The 15,492-nt window shown below is 67.4% G+C and carries 12 protein-coding genes; all 12 read right to left on the bottom strand.

Features of this window, described 5'->3' with window-relative positions:
* Positions 1-14: 14 nt before the first annotated feature.
* Positions 15-914: an alpha/beta hydrolase family protein gene (locus BLQ28_RS27275; protein WP_093246446.1), complete on the bottom strand. Its 900-nt coding sequence runs from the start codon at positions 912-914 to the stop codon at positions 15-17.
* 167 nt (positions 915-1,081) lie between these two features.
* A complete protein-coding gene (locus BLQ28_RS27270; protein ID WP_093246445.1) occupies positions 1,082-1,840 on the bottom strand; it encodes a slipin family protein in 759 nt (252 codons plus the stop codon).
* Between the two features lie 108 nt (positions 1,841-1,948).
* Entirely contained in the window at positions 1,949-3,112 is a 1,164-nt protein-coding gene (locus BLQ28_RS27265) for an acyl-CoA dehydrogenase family protein (protein ID WP_093246507.1), read from the bottom strand.
* Between the two features lie 11 nt (positions 3,113-3,123).
* Entirely contained in the window at positions 3,124-4,287 is a 1,164-nt protein-coding gene (locus BLQ28_RS27260; protein ID WP_093246444.1) for an acyl-CoA dehydrogenase family protein, read from the bottom strand.
* Between the two features lie 32 nt (positions 4,288-4,319).
* A complete protein-coding gene (locus tag BLQ28_RS27255) occupies positions 4,320-5,636 on the bottom strand; it encodes a hypothetical protein (RefSeq protein WP_143012582.1) in 1,317 nt (438 codons plus the stop codon).
* Entirely contained in the window at positions 5,633-6,559 is a 927-nt protein-coding gene (locus tag BLQ28_RS27250) for an SDR family oxidoreductase (protein ID WP_093246442.1), read from the bottom strand. Before BLQ28_RS27250 ends, BLQ28_RS27255 begins: the two co-directional genes overlap by 4 nt.
* A 49-nt stretch (positions 6,560-6,608) precedes the next feature.
* Positions 6,609-8,561 carry an acetyl/propionyl/methylcrotonyl-CoA carboxylase subunit alpha gene (locus BLQ28_RS27245; protein ID WP_093246441.1) on the bottom strand — a complete coding sequence of 651 codons (1,953 nt, stop codon included), beginning with the start codon at positions 8,559-8,561 and terminating at the stop codon, positions 6,609-6,611.
* Positions 8,558-10,168, bottom strand: coding sequence for an acyl-CoA carboxylase subunit beta (locus BLQ28_RS27240; RefSeq protein WP_093246440.1), 1,611 nt, complete (start codon positions 10,166-10,168; stop codon positions 8,558-8,560). Before BLQ28_RS27240 ends, BLQ28_RS27245 begins: the two co-directional genes overlap by 4 nt.
* Before the next feature lie 83 nt (positions 10,169-10,251).
* Positions 10,252-11,025, bottom strand: a complete 774-nt coding sequence (locus tag BLQ28_RS27235; protein WP_093246439.1) for an MHYT domain-containing protein — start codon at positions 11,023-11,025, stop codon at positions 10,252-10,254.
* A gap of 135 nt (positions 11,026-11,160) precedes the next feature.
* On the bottom strand, positions 11,161-12,873 hold the full coding sequence (locus tag BLQ28_RS27230; protein WP_093246438.1) for an NHL repeat-containing protein: 1,713 nt from the start codon (positions 12,871-12,873) through the stop codon (positions 11,161-11,163).
* A 142-nt stretch (positions 12,874-13,015) separates the two neighbouring features.
* On the bottom strand, positions 13,016-14,275 hold the full coding sequence (locus tag BLQ28_RS27225) for a DUF445 domain-containing protein (RefSeq protein WP_256327478.1): 1,260 nt from the start codon (positions 14,273-14,275) through the stop codon (positions 13,016-13,018).
* Positions 14,268-15,434, bottom strand: coding sequence for an acetylornithine deacetylase (gene argE, locus BLQ28_RS27220; protein ID WP_093246437.1), 1,167 nt, complete (start codon positions 15,432-15,434; stop codon positions 14,268-14,270). Before argE ends, BLQ28_RS27225 begins: the two co-directional genes overlap by 8 nt.
* Positions 15,435-15,492 lie beyond the last annotated feature (58 nt).

The following is a 15,492-nucleotide window of genomic DNA, read 5'->3' as shown; positions in this document are numbered from 1 at the left end:
GTGCGTGCCGGCGTTCAGCCGATGTGGGTGGCGAACCAGTCCAGCATCAGCTCGGGCTTTTCCGAGAAGTAGTTGTAGCCATCGAAGCGCCGGCTCGTGCCTTCGATCCAGAACAGCTTCTTGTCTTTCGCGGCAATGTTGTCGTAGATGGTTTGCACGTCCGAGGGTTTGGTGAGCACGTCGTCGTGCACCTGCACCACGAGCGTGGGCACGGTGACCGCCTTGGCGTGTTCGATCGGCGACAGCTCGTCGATGCCGAAACCGGTGCGCCGGCGGCTCGCCGCATCGAAGAGTTCGGGCCCGTTCGCAATGCCCGCATTCTCCGAAGCGCGCTCCACGAAAGGCCGCGCCGACACCGGCTGGTGTGCCAGCAGCGCCTGGATGTGCGTGAACTCCTCGGGGTGCCTGTTCATCGCCACCATCGTCGAATTGCATCCGAGGCACACGCTCAACAGCGCTGTCTTCATGTGGCCGCGCGTCTTCGCATAGCGCAGCGAACCGATCACGTCGCGGTACTCCAGCAGCCCGATGCCGACCAGGCCGCCATTGCCCGCGTCGCTGCGGCCGTGATTGCGCAGGTCGTAGGCCAGCACGTTGTAGCCTGCGTCGTGCAGCGCCTTGTACTGCGGCAAGAAGTTGACCTCGAAGCCGCCGAAACCGGTCCACGGTTCGAGGTGCCCGGGATAGCCGTAGCGGTTGCCCGGCATGAAGTGATTGCAGATCACGAGGCGGTCGGAGTCGGCGGGAATGAACCAGCCTTCGAGGGCCACGCCGTCGAGCGATGGAAAGAAGACATCCTCATAGGCCATGCCGTATTCGTCGGGCCGCCGGAGGATCGGCGTGCGCATCGAGTGCGCGAAGAAATCGGCCAGGCCATCGATGACCGGGTGGGTTGGCGGCTGTGTATTGCTCATGGTGTGGTTCCCTGTGTTTCCCTGTGTTTCCCTGTGTGAGGGCAGCACGGAGGTTGCCATAGGCACGTAGCCGGATTGTCAATTCGCCGCGCAGCGACCTGAACTTCCGCGCGAGCAATGGTGCGGCGGCGCGGCCCGCGCCTTTTCACCTCGCCAATCGCCGCTCGCTACGCATGCTTGCCAAGGAAACTCGTGATCAGGTCCACCGGCAAGGGAAACACGATGGTCGTGTTCTTGTCCGCACCGATCACCGTCAGCGTTTCGAGGTAGCGCAGCTGGATCGCCTGCGGTTCCTGCGCCAGCACATGGGCCGCCTGGAACAGCTTCTCGGACGCCTGCAGTTCGCCCTCGGCGTGGATCACCTTGGCGCGGCGTTCGCGTTCCGCCTCGGCCTGCCGCGCAATGGCGCGAACCATCGATTCAGTGAGGTCGATCTGCTTGATCTCGACGTTCGATACCTTGATGCCCCATGACGCCGTCTGCACGTCCAGCGACTCGCGCACATCCAGGTTGAGCTTCTCGCGCTCGGCCAGCATGTCGTCCAGCTGGTGCTTGCCCAGCACCGAGCGCAGCGTGGTCTGCGCCAGCTGGCTGGTGGCGTTGAAGAAGTCCTTGACCTCGATGATGGCTTTCTCTGCGTTGACGATGCGGAAGTAGACGACCGCGCTGACCTTCACCGACACGTTATCGCGCGAGATCACGTCCTGCGTCGGCACTTCGAGCACCACGGTGCGCAGGTCGACGCGCACCACCTGCTGGATGCCCGGGATCACGACCACCAGGCCGGGCCCCGTGACCTTCGAGAACCGTCCGAGGGTGAACACGATGCCGCGCTCGTACTCCCGGAAAATCCATATCGCCGAAAAGACCAGCACCACCAGCAGGATGAAGATGACGGAGCCGATGCCGTAAGTCAAAGAGAACATGGTGATCTCCCGCGGCCCCGACAGGAGCCGCTGGATCGTTGGACACGCGCATCGCGCAGGCGTTCCAGGATGGGCGCGAAGAAGGGCCCGCCCGGTGTAGGCGCGCGCCTACCAGCCCAGCTGCCGCGCCGCCAGTTCCTTCATGATTTCTTCTGCACCGCCGCCGATCATCATCACCTTGACCTCGCGGTAGATGCGCTCGCTCACCGTGCCGCGCATGAAGCCCATGCCGCCCAGGATCTGCACCGCCTGGTCGGCGCAGAACTGCATGGTTTGCGTCGCGTGGTTCTTGAGCATGCAGATCTGCGCCACCCACTCGGGCGCGTTGAAGCGACCGGCGGCTTCCTGCGCATCGCCCTCGGCCGATACGGCTTCGAGCCAGGCCTCGGTGGAGGCAATCCGCATCTGCATGTCCACCAGCTTGTGGCGCACCGCCTGATGTTCGATGAGCGAAGCGCCGAAGGCCTTGCGCTCGCGTGCCCAGGCCAGTGCCTCGTCGAGGCAGGCTTGCGAAAAGCCCAACGCCCCGGCCGCCAGCCCGATGCGCTCGCCGTTGAAGTTGCCCATGATCATGCGAAAGCCCGCGCCTTCATCGCCGAGCAGATAGCGCGCGGGCACGCGCACGTTGTCGAAGTGCAGCGTGGCCGTGTCGGAGCACAGCCAGCCCATCTTCGACAGGCGCGTGCGATTCAAGCCGACCGAATCGCCCGGCACCAGCAGCATCGAGATGCCACCCGCGCCACGCCCTTCGCCGGTGCGCACGGCCACCGTGATCCAGTCGGCGCGCATGCCGGAGGTAATGAAGGTCTTCTCGCCGTTCACCATGTAGTGATCGCCGTCGCGCCTGGCCGTCGTGCGCAGCGCCGCCACGTCCGAGCCGCCACCGGGTTCGGTGATCGCGAGCGCCGCGATCTTCTCGCCGCGCAACACCGGCGGCACCACCTCCTGGCGCACTGCATCGCTGCCATGCAGCACCACGGGCGGCAGGCCGATGTTGTGAGAGAACAGGCTGGCCAGCACACCGCCGCTCTTGCCGTGGCGCGCGAGCGCAATCCATGCGGGCAGCTTGAGCGCGTAAGAAGCGGGCGTGCCGCCCAGCGCCTCGGGATAGCTCAGGCCGAGCAGCCCCAGTTCCGCGGCGCGCATGTACAGCGCACGCGGAAACTCGCCCGCGTCGTCCCATGCCTGCACATGCGGCGCGATTTCGCTCTCGGCAAAGCGCCGCACCGTGTCGGCAAGTGCCGCGCGGTCGGCCTGCAGTTCGGCGTCCATGTTGCTGTGCATCAGCCGCGCTGCGGCGGCCGCTTGGCGATGCCCATGGTCTTCGCGAGGATGCCGAGCATCACTTCGTCGGCGCCGCCGCCGATCGAGCCCAGCCGGCCGTCGCGGTACAGGCGCGAGACGCGGTTCTCGAGCGTGAAGCCCATGCCACCCCAGAACTGCAGGCAGGTGTCGGCCACTTGCCGCGTGAGGCGCCCGGTCTTGAGCTTGGCCATCGACGCCAGTTCGAGCACGTCCTCGCCCTGCACATGCAGATCGCAGGCGCGGTAGGTGAGGGCGCGCAGCGCCTCCACCTCGGTCTTGAGTTCGGCCAGCTTGAACTGCACCCACTGCTGGTCGGCCAGCGTGCCGCCGAACATCTGGCGCTGCTGCGCCCATTCGATGGTCTGTGCGATGCAGTCTTCCATCGACTCGAGCGAGCTCGCGGCGGCCCACAGCCGCTCTTCCTGGAACTGCTGCATCTGGTAGATGAAGCCCTGGCCTTCTTCACCGATGCGGTAGCGCTGCGGCACGCGCACGTTGTCGAAATAGATCAGGCCCGTGTCGCTCGAATTCATGCCGATCTTGCGGATCTTCTTGGCCTTCTCGATGCCCGGAAGGTTCATCGGCACCATCACCAGCGACTTGTTGCGGTGCACGGGGCCATCGCTGGTGTTGACCAGCATGCACATCCAGTCGGCCTGCAGGCTGTTGGTGATCCACATCTTCTGGCCGCTGATGAGGTAGTCGTCGCCGTCCTTGCGCGCATGGCTCTTCAGGCCCGCCACGTCGCTGCCCGCGCCGGGCTCGCTCACGCCGATGCAGCCGACCATGTCGCCCGCGATGGCCGGTGCCAGGAACTCGCGGCGCAATTCATCGCTGCCGAAGCGCGCGAGTGCCGGCGTGCACATGTCGGTCTGCACGCCAATGGCCATCGGCACGCCGCCGCAACTGATGTGGCCCAGCGCCTCGGCCATGGCCATCGCATACGAATAGTCGAGCCCGGCGCCGCCGAAGGCCTCGGGCTTGTTCAGGCCCAGCAGGCCGAGGTTGCCGAGCTTCTTGAAAACCTCGTGCGCGGGAAAGATCTCGGCCGCTTCCCATTCGTCCACATGCGGGTTGATCTCTTCATCGATGAAGCGGCGCAGGGTCTTCTGGATCTCGAGGTGTTCGTGGGTGTACTGCATGTTGCTTGTCTCCTTGATCTGTTGTCGATGTGTCAGGGGGCGGCGCCTTCGAGGCGTGAGAGGCGAAAGAAGCCGTCCGGTTGCGCCGAGAGAAAGACGTGATCGATCGCGTGATGGCGCAACGGCTTCAGCGTGGCGTCGCGGTGCAGGCAGACGCCGTCGGCGATGTCCCAGACAGAGATGCCGAAGCGCTCGGAACACGCGAAGAGGTGCTGGTCGAAGACCAGCGCGCCGCCGGGGCGCGCGATGGCGGCGCGCCAGTCGGTGCCTTCCGCCGCGGCAGTTTCAGGTCCGGCAAACCGGCGCAATGCCTCGCCGCTGCGCACGTCGTAGAGCGTCACGGCTGGAATCATCCATTGGTCGTCCTCGCCATACCCCCATACGGCGAGCACGTGGGCGCCTGTCCAGCACATGGGATCGCTCCATCGGTAGGCTCGCCACGGCATGGATTGCAGCGATTGGCCGTCCTCGGATTCCCATGGGTTGCGGGTAACCCATTCGCGCAGACTCCAGGCCCGGGGATAGCCTGTGGGCGACCAGACCCAGCCGTCTTCTGCCACCCAGTGGCCGTCGGGCGATGCGAGCAGGCGACCATGAAAGTAGTCGAGGAAGTGAGCGTCGCCGTTGTTGGGCGAGATGCGCGGCGTCAGCAGTTCGCCGGTGGCCGGGTCGCTGATGTCGAGTCGGTTCCAGTCGGTGGGGTGCACGAGCAATGTGCGGCCTTCGTGGATGAAGAAGGCGATGCTGAACGGAGAGACGTCGCAGTGGTAGTCGCCGCGCGCCAGACGCATCGTGGCCGACGAAACTTCATCGTTGGCCAGATCGAACACGACACCGTGACTGCCGACGCACTGCACGATCGCAGCGAAGCGGCCGTCCGCCGACACATGAAGCTCAAGTGCTTCCACCGGACCGATGTCCTCGGGCCAGCGCGCGCGCAGCAAGGTCGCCTTCTGCTGGTGAAAGTCCGCGTGCCAGAGCTGCCCTCGGGTGTCCAGCGCCATCCAGCAGCCTGCTGTTGCGAGCGCTCGGATGTCGATCATTTCGTCGGCGCGCAAACCCGGCAGAGCAACCGCCGCGTGCGCGAAAGTAAGTCCGCTGGCACGCTCCATGACTTCGGGCTGGCCTTCGATGCCTTCCCAGCAGTCCTCGTTTTCAACCTTTTGCAAGCAGGCCGCGCAGGCATCGCGCCACGAGGGCGCTTCAGCCGTTCTGCATGTCATGCAGCACAGCCGGTGGTGCCATCCCTTGCCCGTGAAACAGCGGATGTATCCGCCTGCCGGTTGTGTCGGCAGGTGCTCGCAGGTTTCTCCCGCGGCAATGCCTTCATGACCGCAGCCCAGCGTCACGCCTTGCCCTCCGCGGGTGGAATGTCGTTGCGGAACACGCGCGGCGTCTGCGCCAGATGAAAGCCATCGAAGGGCCGCACCGCCGCGCGCTGCTGCGCCTGCGCATCGGGCAGCGCCATGGGCCAGCCCATGCGCACCTGCGGCCGCGCGCCGTCCACGCGCAGTACGCTGCCGCTGATGAAGCTGGCGGCCGGGCTCAGCAGGAAGGCGATGGCGGCGGAGGTCTCGGCTTCGTTGCCGAAGCGGCCCGCGGGCACGGTCTTGCGCATGGCGCGCAGCATGTCGCCGGCCTCGGGCGGGTAGTGGTCCATGCCGCTCGATGCGATGTAGCCCGGCGCCACCGCGTTCACGCGCACGCCGCTGGCGGCCCATTCGAGCGCTGCCGTTTCGGTGAAGCTCACCATGCCGGCGCGCGCGGCGCCGCTGTGGCCCATGTTCGGCATCGAGCCCCACATGTCGGCCACGATGTTGACGATGGCGCCGCCGTTCGCGCGCATGCTCTGCACGAAGCATTCGCGCGCCACGAGAAAGCCGCCGGTGAGGTTGGTGTGGATCACCGCTTCCCAGCCCTTGGCCGAGATGTCGGCCAGCGGCGTGATGTATTGGCCGCCGGCGTTGTTGACGAGGCCGTCGATGCGGCCATGCGCAGCGACGATGGCCGCGACCGCCGTGCGCACGGCTTCTTCCTGGCGGATGTCGAAGGCCTGGGTGCTGGCCTTGCCGCCGGCATCGACGATCTCGGTCTGCACGGTTGCGAGCTTCTCGGCATTGCGGCCGACCAGCACGACTTGCGCGCCGAGCGCCGCCAGTTCATGCGCGGTGCAGCGGCCGATGCCCGAGCCGCCGCCCGTGACGACGATGACCTGCCCGCCGAAAAGACCGGGCGCGAAGACGGAGCGGTAGCGGGAAGAGGGGGCGTTCATGCGAAAGACTTCCGGGGCATTGAAAGAAAGAAGCGAGAGGCGGGCGTCGTCATGCGTCGGCGATCTCGGCGACCACATGGCGCGCGGCCACCTGGGCGCCCACGGCCACATGCAGTGCGGCGACACGGCCGGCGCGTGGTGCGCAATGCACGTGCTCCATCTTCATGGCTTCCAGCGTGACGAGCGGTTGTCCGGCTGCGACCGCGTCGCCTTCGGCCACCAGCAAGGCGATGACGCGGCCGTTCATCGAGGCGCGCAGCAGGCCGTCGCCACCGGCGGCGTCGGCACGCGCTTCGGTGACATGCGTGAGGTCGCGCAACTCGAAAGACCGGCCGTGGAAGTGAATCCACAAATGGTCAGCAACTTCGCGCACGGCAAGTGCCTGATCCGCGATGCCTTGGCACGAGAAGCGCACGGTGCCATCGCCCGGCAAGGCCAGCAGGTCGACCCGCGTGGGTGCTTCTTTGTCCAGCGCCACATCGAAGCGGCCGGCACCGCGCGGCGTCACGCGGGCTGCATGCACCTTGCCGTCGAGCGCGAATCGCAGGGCGTTGGGGAGCGTGTGCGCGAGTGGTGAAGGCCAGCCGCGTTCACCCAACTGGAGCAGCAGCGCGGCGAGCAATGCAGCATGCATGTCGGTGGCCGCATCGGGCGCAAGCAGCGCATCGAGGTGATCGGCGATGAACGCCGTGGTCGCGCCGCCGCTTGCAAACACATCGTGCGAGAGCACGCGCTCCAGCAACTGCTGATTGGTTGCAAGGCCCAGTGCCACCGTGTCCTGCAGGCCCGTGACCAGCCGGTGCCTGGCTTCATCGCGCGTGCGGCCATGGGCGATGAGCTTGGCGATCATCGAGTCGTAGAAGGGCGGCACGACCGCACCGTCGCGCAGTGCGTGCTCGGTGCGCAGGGCCGCCGCCGGTCGCCATGCGGCGAGCGTGCCGCTCTGCGGCATGAAGCCCTGTTGCGGGTCTTCGGCGCACAGCCGCACCTCGATCGCATGGCCGGTGATGCGCACGTCTTGCTGGGCCAGCGGCAGGGGCTCGCCGGCCGCGACGCGCAGTTGCAGCTCGACCAGATCGAGCCCGGTCACCGCCTCGGTCACCGGGTGCTCCACCTGCAGGCGCGTGTTCATTTCCATGAACCAGTACTGGCCTTCGGCATCGAGCAGGAATTCGAGCGTGCCCGCGCCTTCGTACGCGATGGCCTTCGCGGCGGCGACGGCGGTGGCGCCCATGCGTTCGCGCAGCGCTTCGGACACGGCCGGCGAAGGCGCTTCTTCGACCACCTTCTGATGCCTGCGCTGCACAGAACAGTCGCGCTCGCCGAGGTGGATGGCGTTGCCGTGCCGGTCGGCGAACACCTGGATCTCGATGTGGCGCGGCGCGACGATGGCGCGCTCCAGGATCACCGTGGCGTCGCCGAAGGCATTGAGCGCTTCGGACTGCGCGCTCTGCAGCAACTCCCCAAACGATGCGGCCGAGGTCACGAGCCGCATGCCGCGCCCGCCGCCGCCGGCGGTGGCCTTGATCATCACGGGCCAGCCGATGCGCGCGGCTTCGGCGGCGAGCGTGGCGGCACTCTGGTCCTTGCCCTGGTAGCCGGGAATGCAGGGCACACCGGCCGCCTGCATCAGCCGCTTGGCGCCGGCCTTGTCGCCCATCGCGCGAATGGCCTCTGGCGAGGGACCGATGAAGACCAGCCCCGCGTCGCGGCAAGCCTGCGCGAACTCTGCGTTCTCGGCGAGAAAGCCGTAGCCGGGGTGCACCGCATCGGCACCGCTGGTGCGTGCGGCCTCGATGAGGGCGGCGATGTTCAGGTAGCTTTGCGCGGGGAGCGATTCGCCGATCCACACGGCCTGGTCGGCTTGCCGCACATGTTCGGCATCGGCGTCGGCACTCGAATACACCGCGACGGTGCGGTAGCCCATGGTGCGCGCGGTGCGCATCACGCGCACCGCGATTTCGCCGCGGTTGGCAATCAGGATCTTGTGGAATTTCTTCATGGCCGTGCCACCGAAAACTGCATGGCCTGCGGCGTGCGCGCATCGTCATCGCGGCACACGGAGAGCACTTCGGCCAGCACCGCGCGGGTGTCGCGCGGGTCGATCACGCCGTCGTCGAGCAGCAGCGCGCTGGTGGTGAACACGCTCATCTGCCGGTCGAAGCGCTCGATGATCTGCTGCTGCATCGCGTCGATCTTCGCGGTGTCGACCGCGCCCTTGCGCGCCATGCCGGCCTCCATGACGATGGCCATGGTCTTGGCGGCCTGCTCGCCGCCCATCACGGCGGTGCGCGCGTTGGGCCATGAGAAGCAGAAGCGCGGCGCAAAACCGCGCCCGCACATGCCGTAGTTGCCCGCGCCGTAAGAGGCGCCGCAGTACAGCGTGATCTGCGGCACGGTGGCGCTGGTCACGGCCTGGATCATCTTGGCGCCGTGCTTGATGATGCCGGCCTCTTCGTGCGCGCGGCCCACCATGTAGCCGGTGATGTTCTGCAGGTAGACGATGGGCGTGCGCGACTGGCAGCAGGCCTGGATGAAGTGCGTGGCCTTGGTCGCGCCATTGGAATCGATGGGGCCGTTGTTGGTGATGATGCCGACCGCATGGCCTTCGAGCCGGATGTGGCCGCAGACAGTGGCGCTGCCGTAGTGCTCGCTGAACTCCAGGAACTCCGAGCCATCGGCGATGCGCGCGATGACCTCGCGCATGTCCACCGGACGGCGCCCGTCGCTCGGCATGATGCCGAGCAGGTCTTCGGCGTCGTAGCGCGGCGGTGCGAACTTGCGCGGCGCTTCGTCGCGTGCCCAGTCGATGCCGCCAAGGATCGAGCGCGCGATGCGGATGGCGTCGCGGTCGTCTTCGGCCAGGTAGTCGCCCAGGCCCGAGATGTGGGTGTGCATCACGGCGCCGCCCAGTTCTTCTTCAGTCGCGATCTCGCCGGTGGCGGCCTTCAGCAAGGGCGGCCCCGCGAGAAAGGCCCGCGTGCGGTCGCGCACCATCACGATGTAGTCGGACAGGCCCGTCTGGTAGGCGCCGCCCGCGGTCGACGAGCCGTGCGTCACCGTCACCACCGGCAGCCCCGCGGCCGAGAGCCGCGAGAGGTTGCGAAAGATGTTGCCGCCGCGCACGAAGTCCTGCACGCGGTAGTGCATGAGGTTGGCGCCGGCGCTTTCCACCAGCTGCACGTAGGGCAGCTTGTTCTCGAGTGCGATCTCCTGCACGCGCAATTGCTTGTCCAGGCCCATGGGCTGCAGCGCGCCGGCGTCGATGCCGGAATCGGAGGCGTTGACCATGCAGCGCACGCCCGCCACCTGGCCGATGCCCGAGATCAGCCCGCCGCCGGGCACGCTCTTCGACAGGTCGGGGTTGTCATGGCCCAGCCCCGCGAGCGAGGCGAGCGGCAGGAAGGGCGCGCCGGTGTCCAGCAGCAGCGCGATGCGCTCGCGCGGCAGGAGCTGCCCGCGCTTGGCAAAGCGCTCGGCCGATGCGCCGGAGGCCGCCACGGCGCGGGCCTCGTGTGCACGCACCTGTTCGAGCAGGGCGAGCATGCCGGCGCGGTTGGCCTGGAAGGTGTCGCTGGCCGCGTGCAGCCGGGATTCGATGACGGGCATGAAGAGTCTGTGCAGATCGCTTGTTGAAGGTCTGCACAGACTGTAGGCCGCGGGCGCCGGGCCCGCTTGTGCCAACTAGCTGGTCAGCTGGTGCGTGCGCGGCGCTGCGTGGGCGCTGCGTCGAGGCTGCTGCCGGTGACCACCCAGTAGATGAAGATCAGCACCGCGCCGGCCGTGCCGAACACCGTGAGGCCCATGGAGCTGCCACCGATGGCCAGCGCGTCGGCGGGCGCCGCGGCGATGCAGACCATGCTGGCCGCGCTCATGCCCACGTAGTGCATGGTGCAGACCGCCACGCCCATCACGGCGGCGGCCGCGACCTTGTGCGTGAACTTGTTCAGGTTGAACGCCAGCCACAGGGCAGCGGCCGCAGCGGTGATGGCGATCAGCACCGACAGGCCGACCGTGGCGATGTTGAAGTCCATCGTGGCGCGCATGTTCATCGCGTACATGCCCATGTAGTGCATCACGCACACGCCGAGCCCGGCCAGCAGGCTGCCGGCCGCCCAGCCCGACCTGCTGAACTTGCGCCGGCCGCCGGCCATGTACAGGGCAATGCCCGAGATCAGGATGGCCGCCACCAGCGACACCACCGTGAGCGGCATGTTGTAGGAGATGCCGACCGGCAGGCGGTACGCCAGCATGCCGATGAAGTGCATCGACCAGATGCCGATGCCGCCCAGCGCCACCGCGGCGCAGGCCACGACGGCGAGGTTGGGTTTGCCGTCCGCGCCCACCATGCGCCCCGCGCAGATCAGCGCCACCAGCGAACCGGCGAATGAAATCAGGAAGGAGAGCGCTACCAGGCCCAGTGAGTATTCGGGCGATAGCAATTGGCCTACGACGAGCGGAGTCATGCGTTTGTCCCTTCAGGAAAGAACGCCTGGGCAACACCCCCGACAGCCGGATGCGATCAGGGCGCCACGAGACGTTCCGATCAGTTTGTAATATTTGTTTTTAAAAGTAAATGATAATTTACACTTATTGTTACGCTACCTTACAGCGCGGATTCGATAGATCGCATTGTTGCGATCGGCGGCCATGTAGATCGTGCCGTCGCTCCCCACGGCAACGCCCGTGACCACGTACGGCGGCGGCATTCCGGGGCTCGGCGCCAGGCCGATCGGCAGGTTTTCGGCCACGGTGCGGCGGCTGCCGTTGGCCGGGTCGATCTCCACCAGACGGCGGGCCGCGCTCTCGGCCACGATGAAACTGCCCCACGGCGCCTGCGCCACGCCTTCAGGCAGCGCCAGCCCGTCGGCCACGGTGCGCAGCGGCGCGCTGGCGTCCAGCGGAATGCGCAGCAGCTTGCCGGCCGCCTCGGTCACGTAGAGCGCGCCGTCGTGGCCGACGATCATTTGCACCGGGCCGCTCAGACCGCTAGCAAGCACCAACTTGTCAGTAAACTTCGGCCCGCTCGCGCGGGTGATGCTGCCAGCGGCCAGTTCGGCGTAGATCACGCTGCCGTCGGCCATGGGGATCGCGTCGAACGGCGCCTTCAGGCCGTGGATGGTGTCGACGGTCTTGAGCGTCTGGCGGTCGACCAGCTGCACCGTGCCGCCGAACCACGAACTGAGCGCGAAGAGCCTCGCCGACAGGCCGACCGCGAAGGGGTAGTCCAGGTCCGGATCGCGCTGCATGCGGAACACGTCGCGCACTTCGCCGGTGCGGACATCGACCTGGCGAAAGCCGAAGACATCGGCCACCCAGAGGTCGTTGCCGTCGATCTTCATGCCCGCCGGCACCGCCACCTTGCCGCTGGTGAGCGTGCGCAGCTCGCCCGTGGCCGGGTTGAAGGACTGCACCTCGTTGTTCGCCATGTTCGACACATAGATCATTCCGTCCGGTGCGATCGCGAGGTTGTCGAGCGACGGGCGCAGCTGCTTCGCCATCGTCTTGTGGCCCGTGGCGAGGTCCACGCGCACCAGCTCCCCGCTGCGCGCATCGACCACCCAGAGGTTGCCCTTGCCGTCGAGGTTGGCCGCGGCCGGGATCTTGAAGCCATCGGCGATCACGGCCATGGCGCCGTTCGCCGGGTCGATCTTCACGACCTGGCCCTTGAACCACAGCGGCCCGTAGAGCATGCCGTCGGGCCCGACCTCGAAGCCGTTGAAGCCGCCCATGTCCTTCTTGATGAGCCGGGGCGGCTTCTTGCCGTCGCGGTCGATTTCCCAGAGCGCGTCGCCCAGGAACACCTGCGAGGCGTAGAGCTTGCCGTTGCGGCGGTCGAAGTCGAGCGAGTTCAGGCCGGGCAGGTCCTTGGCCAGCACGCGCAGCGGCGCGCTGTCGCTCTCGCGGTAGCGCAGCATGCCCATGAGGTAGTTGGTCCATGCCAGCTCGCCCTTGGGGCCGACCGCGATGTCGTCGGCCTGGCCCTCGGGCGCGTCGATGAGCACGCGCGCCGCGCCGGTGGTACGGTCGACCTCCCACAGGGTGTTGCCCAGCACCGAGCCCGCGAGCAGGCGGCCCTTGGCGTCGATGGCCAGCCCGTGCACGCCGGCGAACGAGGAGGGCGCGACCAGCGCCTCGGGCGCCGCCCACGATGCGGGCCGCGTGGGTGGCGTCGTCGGCGATGCAGGTGCCGGCGACACGGCCGCCGGCACCGATGACGGCGGCGCGGACACTGGTGGCGTCACCGTGCTGCAGGCGCCCAGCAGGGCGGCGATGGCGGCCAGCGAAGCGCCGCGAAGGCTTGGACGGGGCATGCGTTCTTCTCCTCTTTTGATTGCGCGGAGCAGTCTAGGAGGCGGATGTGTCCGCGGGGTCGCTCCCGGGACAGGATGCGCACTTTCGTTCGCTGTGGATTACCCGCAGCCTTCAGATGCTCTTGAGCTTTCTCTTATTGGCTCAGCCGCGCAGCAGTTGCGTCACGGTGTGGATCAGCAGCCCCACCAGCCCGCCCACCAGCGTGCCGTTGATACGGATGAACTGCAGGTCGCGCCCGATGTTGCGTTCGAGTTCGAGCGTCATCTCCTCGGCGTTCCACTCGCCCACGCGCTCCTCGATGTAGTGGCGGATGTCCTCGCGGTAGCGCTCGATGGCCAGCGGCGCGGCGGCCTCGATCTGCTCGTTGATCCAGCGGCGGATCGGCTCGTCGGCCTGCAGCCGCGTGCCGAGCGCGCCGGCCATCGACGCGATGCGCTGGCGGATCGTCGAATCGCCACGGCCCAGGTCGTCGTGCAGCCACGCCAGCAGCTCGCCCCAGAGCCCGTGCAGGTAGTCGCCCAGGGCCGGGTGCGCGATCAGCTCGGCGCGGATCTGCTCGCCGCGCTGCTGGAATTCGGGGTCGAGCTTCAGGCGCACCACGAAGTCGTCGACGAAGTGGTCGAAACGCCTGCGCATCGGATGGTCGGGCTCGGCCGCGAGTTCGCCGATGGTGCGCGCCACCGCCGCCACGATCTTGCGCGTGGCCAGCTTGGCCGCCACCTGGTCGAGGCCCACGTAGCGCAGCGTCTTGATCTCGCGCGCAATCGCCTCGGTGATGTGCGCCTGCACCTCCTCGCCGTCGAGCAGCCCGGCCACCTGCTGCAGCACGTCGTCGAGCAGCGCCTGGTGACGCCCGCCCGCCGTGAGCGCGTCGAGTGCTTGGCCGGTCAGCCGCGACAGGTCGATTTTTGCGAGGCCTGCCGCGGCGGCGCGGCCCATGAAGTCGCGCACGCGTTCGTCGTCGAAGGCCGAGAGCCCGTAGCGCGTGGCGGCCACGCCCCATTCGCCGAGCTTCTGGCCGCTCGCGGGGCGTGCCAGCCAGTCGGCAATGCGGCCGGCCGCATCGAACTGGCGCAGCTTGGCGAGCACCTGTGCGGTGCTCAGGAAGTTGTTGCAGATGAAGCCTGCGAGCTTGGCGCCGATGCGGTCCTTGTTGCTCGGAATGATCGCGGTGTGCGGAATCGGCAGGCCCAGCGGCCGGCGGAACAGCGCCACCACCGCGAACCAGTCGGCAATGGCGCCGACCATGGCGGCCTCCGCGAAGGCCGCCACATAGCCCCAGGCCGGATGTTGCGCATGCAGCGCGCTCGCCGCCGCATACAACAACGCCGCCGCGCACAGCAGGCCGAGCGCGACGCGCTTCATGCGACGCAGCGCGTCGCTGCCCTCGGCTTCAGCCAATGGCAGGGGAGGTCGCGAGGCGCTCCATGAACAGCTCGCAGCGCGCGAGTTGTTCCAGGCTCACGAACTCGTCGGGCTGGTGCGCCTGCTCGATGCTGCCGGGGCCGCACACCACCGTGGGGATGCCGGCGTTCTTGAACAGGCCCGCTTCGGTGCCGAAGGCCACCAGCGTGGTGCGGTCTTCGCCCGCCAGGCGTTGCGCGAGCAGCGTGATCGGGTCGTTGGCTGCGCCCAGAAAGCTCGGGATCTCGCAGATGGTCTCGAACTTGAAGCCCGCATCGGGCGCCACCTTCTTCATCGCCGGCTCGATGCTGCCCGCGTAGGCCACCACGTCGGCCTGCATGCGTCGGGCGTCGGCCGTGGGCAGGTCGCGGAATTCATAGCGGAACTCGGCGTCGCGCGGCACCACGTTGTCGGCGATGCCACCGTGGAACTGGCCCACGCTCGCGGTGCTGAAGGGCACGTCGAAGCCCTCGTAGCGCGGCTCGTTGCGCTCGAAGTCTTCCGCCATGTCGCGCACCTTGCCGATCACGCGGGCCGCCATCTCGATGGCGTTGACCGACTTGGGCGTGAGCGACGAATGCGCTTCCTTGCCGCGCACGCAGCACTTGTAGCGGTACACGCCCTTGTGCGCGATGGCGGGCACCATGCTGGTGGGTTCGCCCACGATGCAGGCCAGTGGCTTGATGCCGGCGTCGCGCATGTCGGCGATGAGTTCCTTCACGCCGAAGCAGCCGATCTCTTCTTCGTAGCTGAAGGCGAAGTGCACCGCAAAGGGCGAGTCGCTTTCAAGGAAGCGATGGGCATTGGCCAACGCGATGGCAATGAAGCTCTTCATGTCGGCCGAGCCGCGGCCGTACAGGCGCTCGTTCTGCACGATGGCCGAGAGCGGATCGACGCTCCAGTCCTGCCCGTCCCAGGGCACCGTGTCGGTGTGGCCCGAGACGATCACGCCGGCCGGCTTGCCTTCGCCCAGCGTGGCGAACAGGTTCGCCTTGGTGCGTTCGGCGTTGTAGGTGATGCGGCTCTTGACGCCCAGGGCCGCGAGGTGGCTCTGCGCAAAGTCGATCAGTTCGAGGTTGCTGTTGGCGCTGATGGTGTTCATGCGCACCAGGGTCTGGGCCAGCAGGAGGCTTTGGGGGGAAAGCGTGTGGAGCATGCAACACATTCTCCCGGAAGTCGGCGCCCTGCGCCGGCCGTCATCGAAGCCGTCACGC

This window comes from Variovorax sp. EL159 (assembly GCF_900100965.1).
Taxonomy (GTDB): domain Bacteria; phylum Pseudomonadota; class Gammaproteobacteria; order Burkholderiales; family Burkholderiaceae_C; genus Variovorax.
Note: the sequence above shows the minus strand (reverse complement) of the source record. Positions and strands in the feature narration are given on the sequence as shown.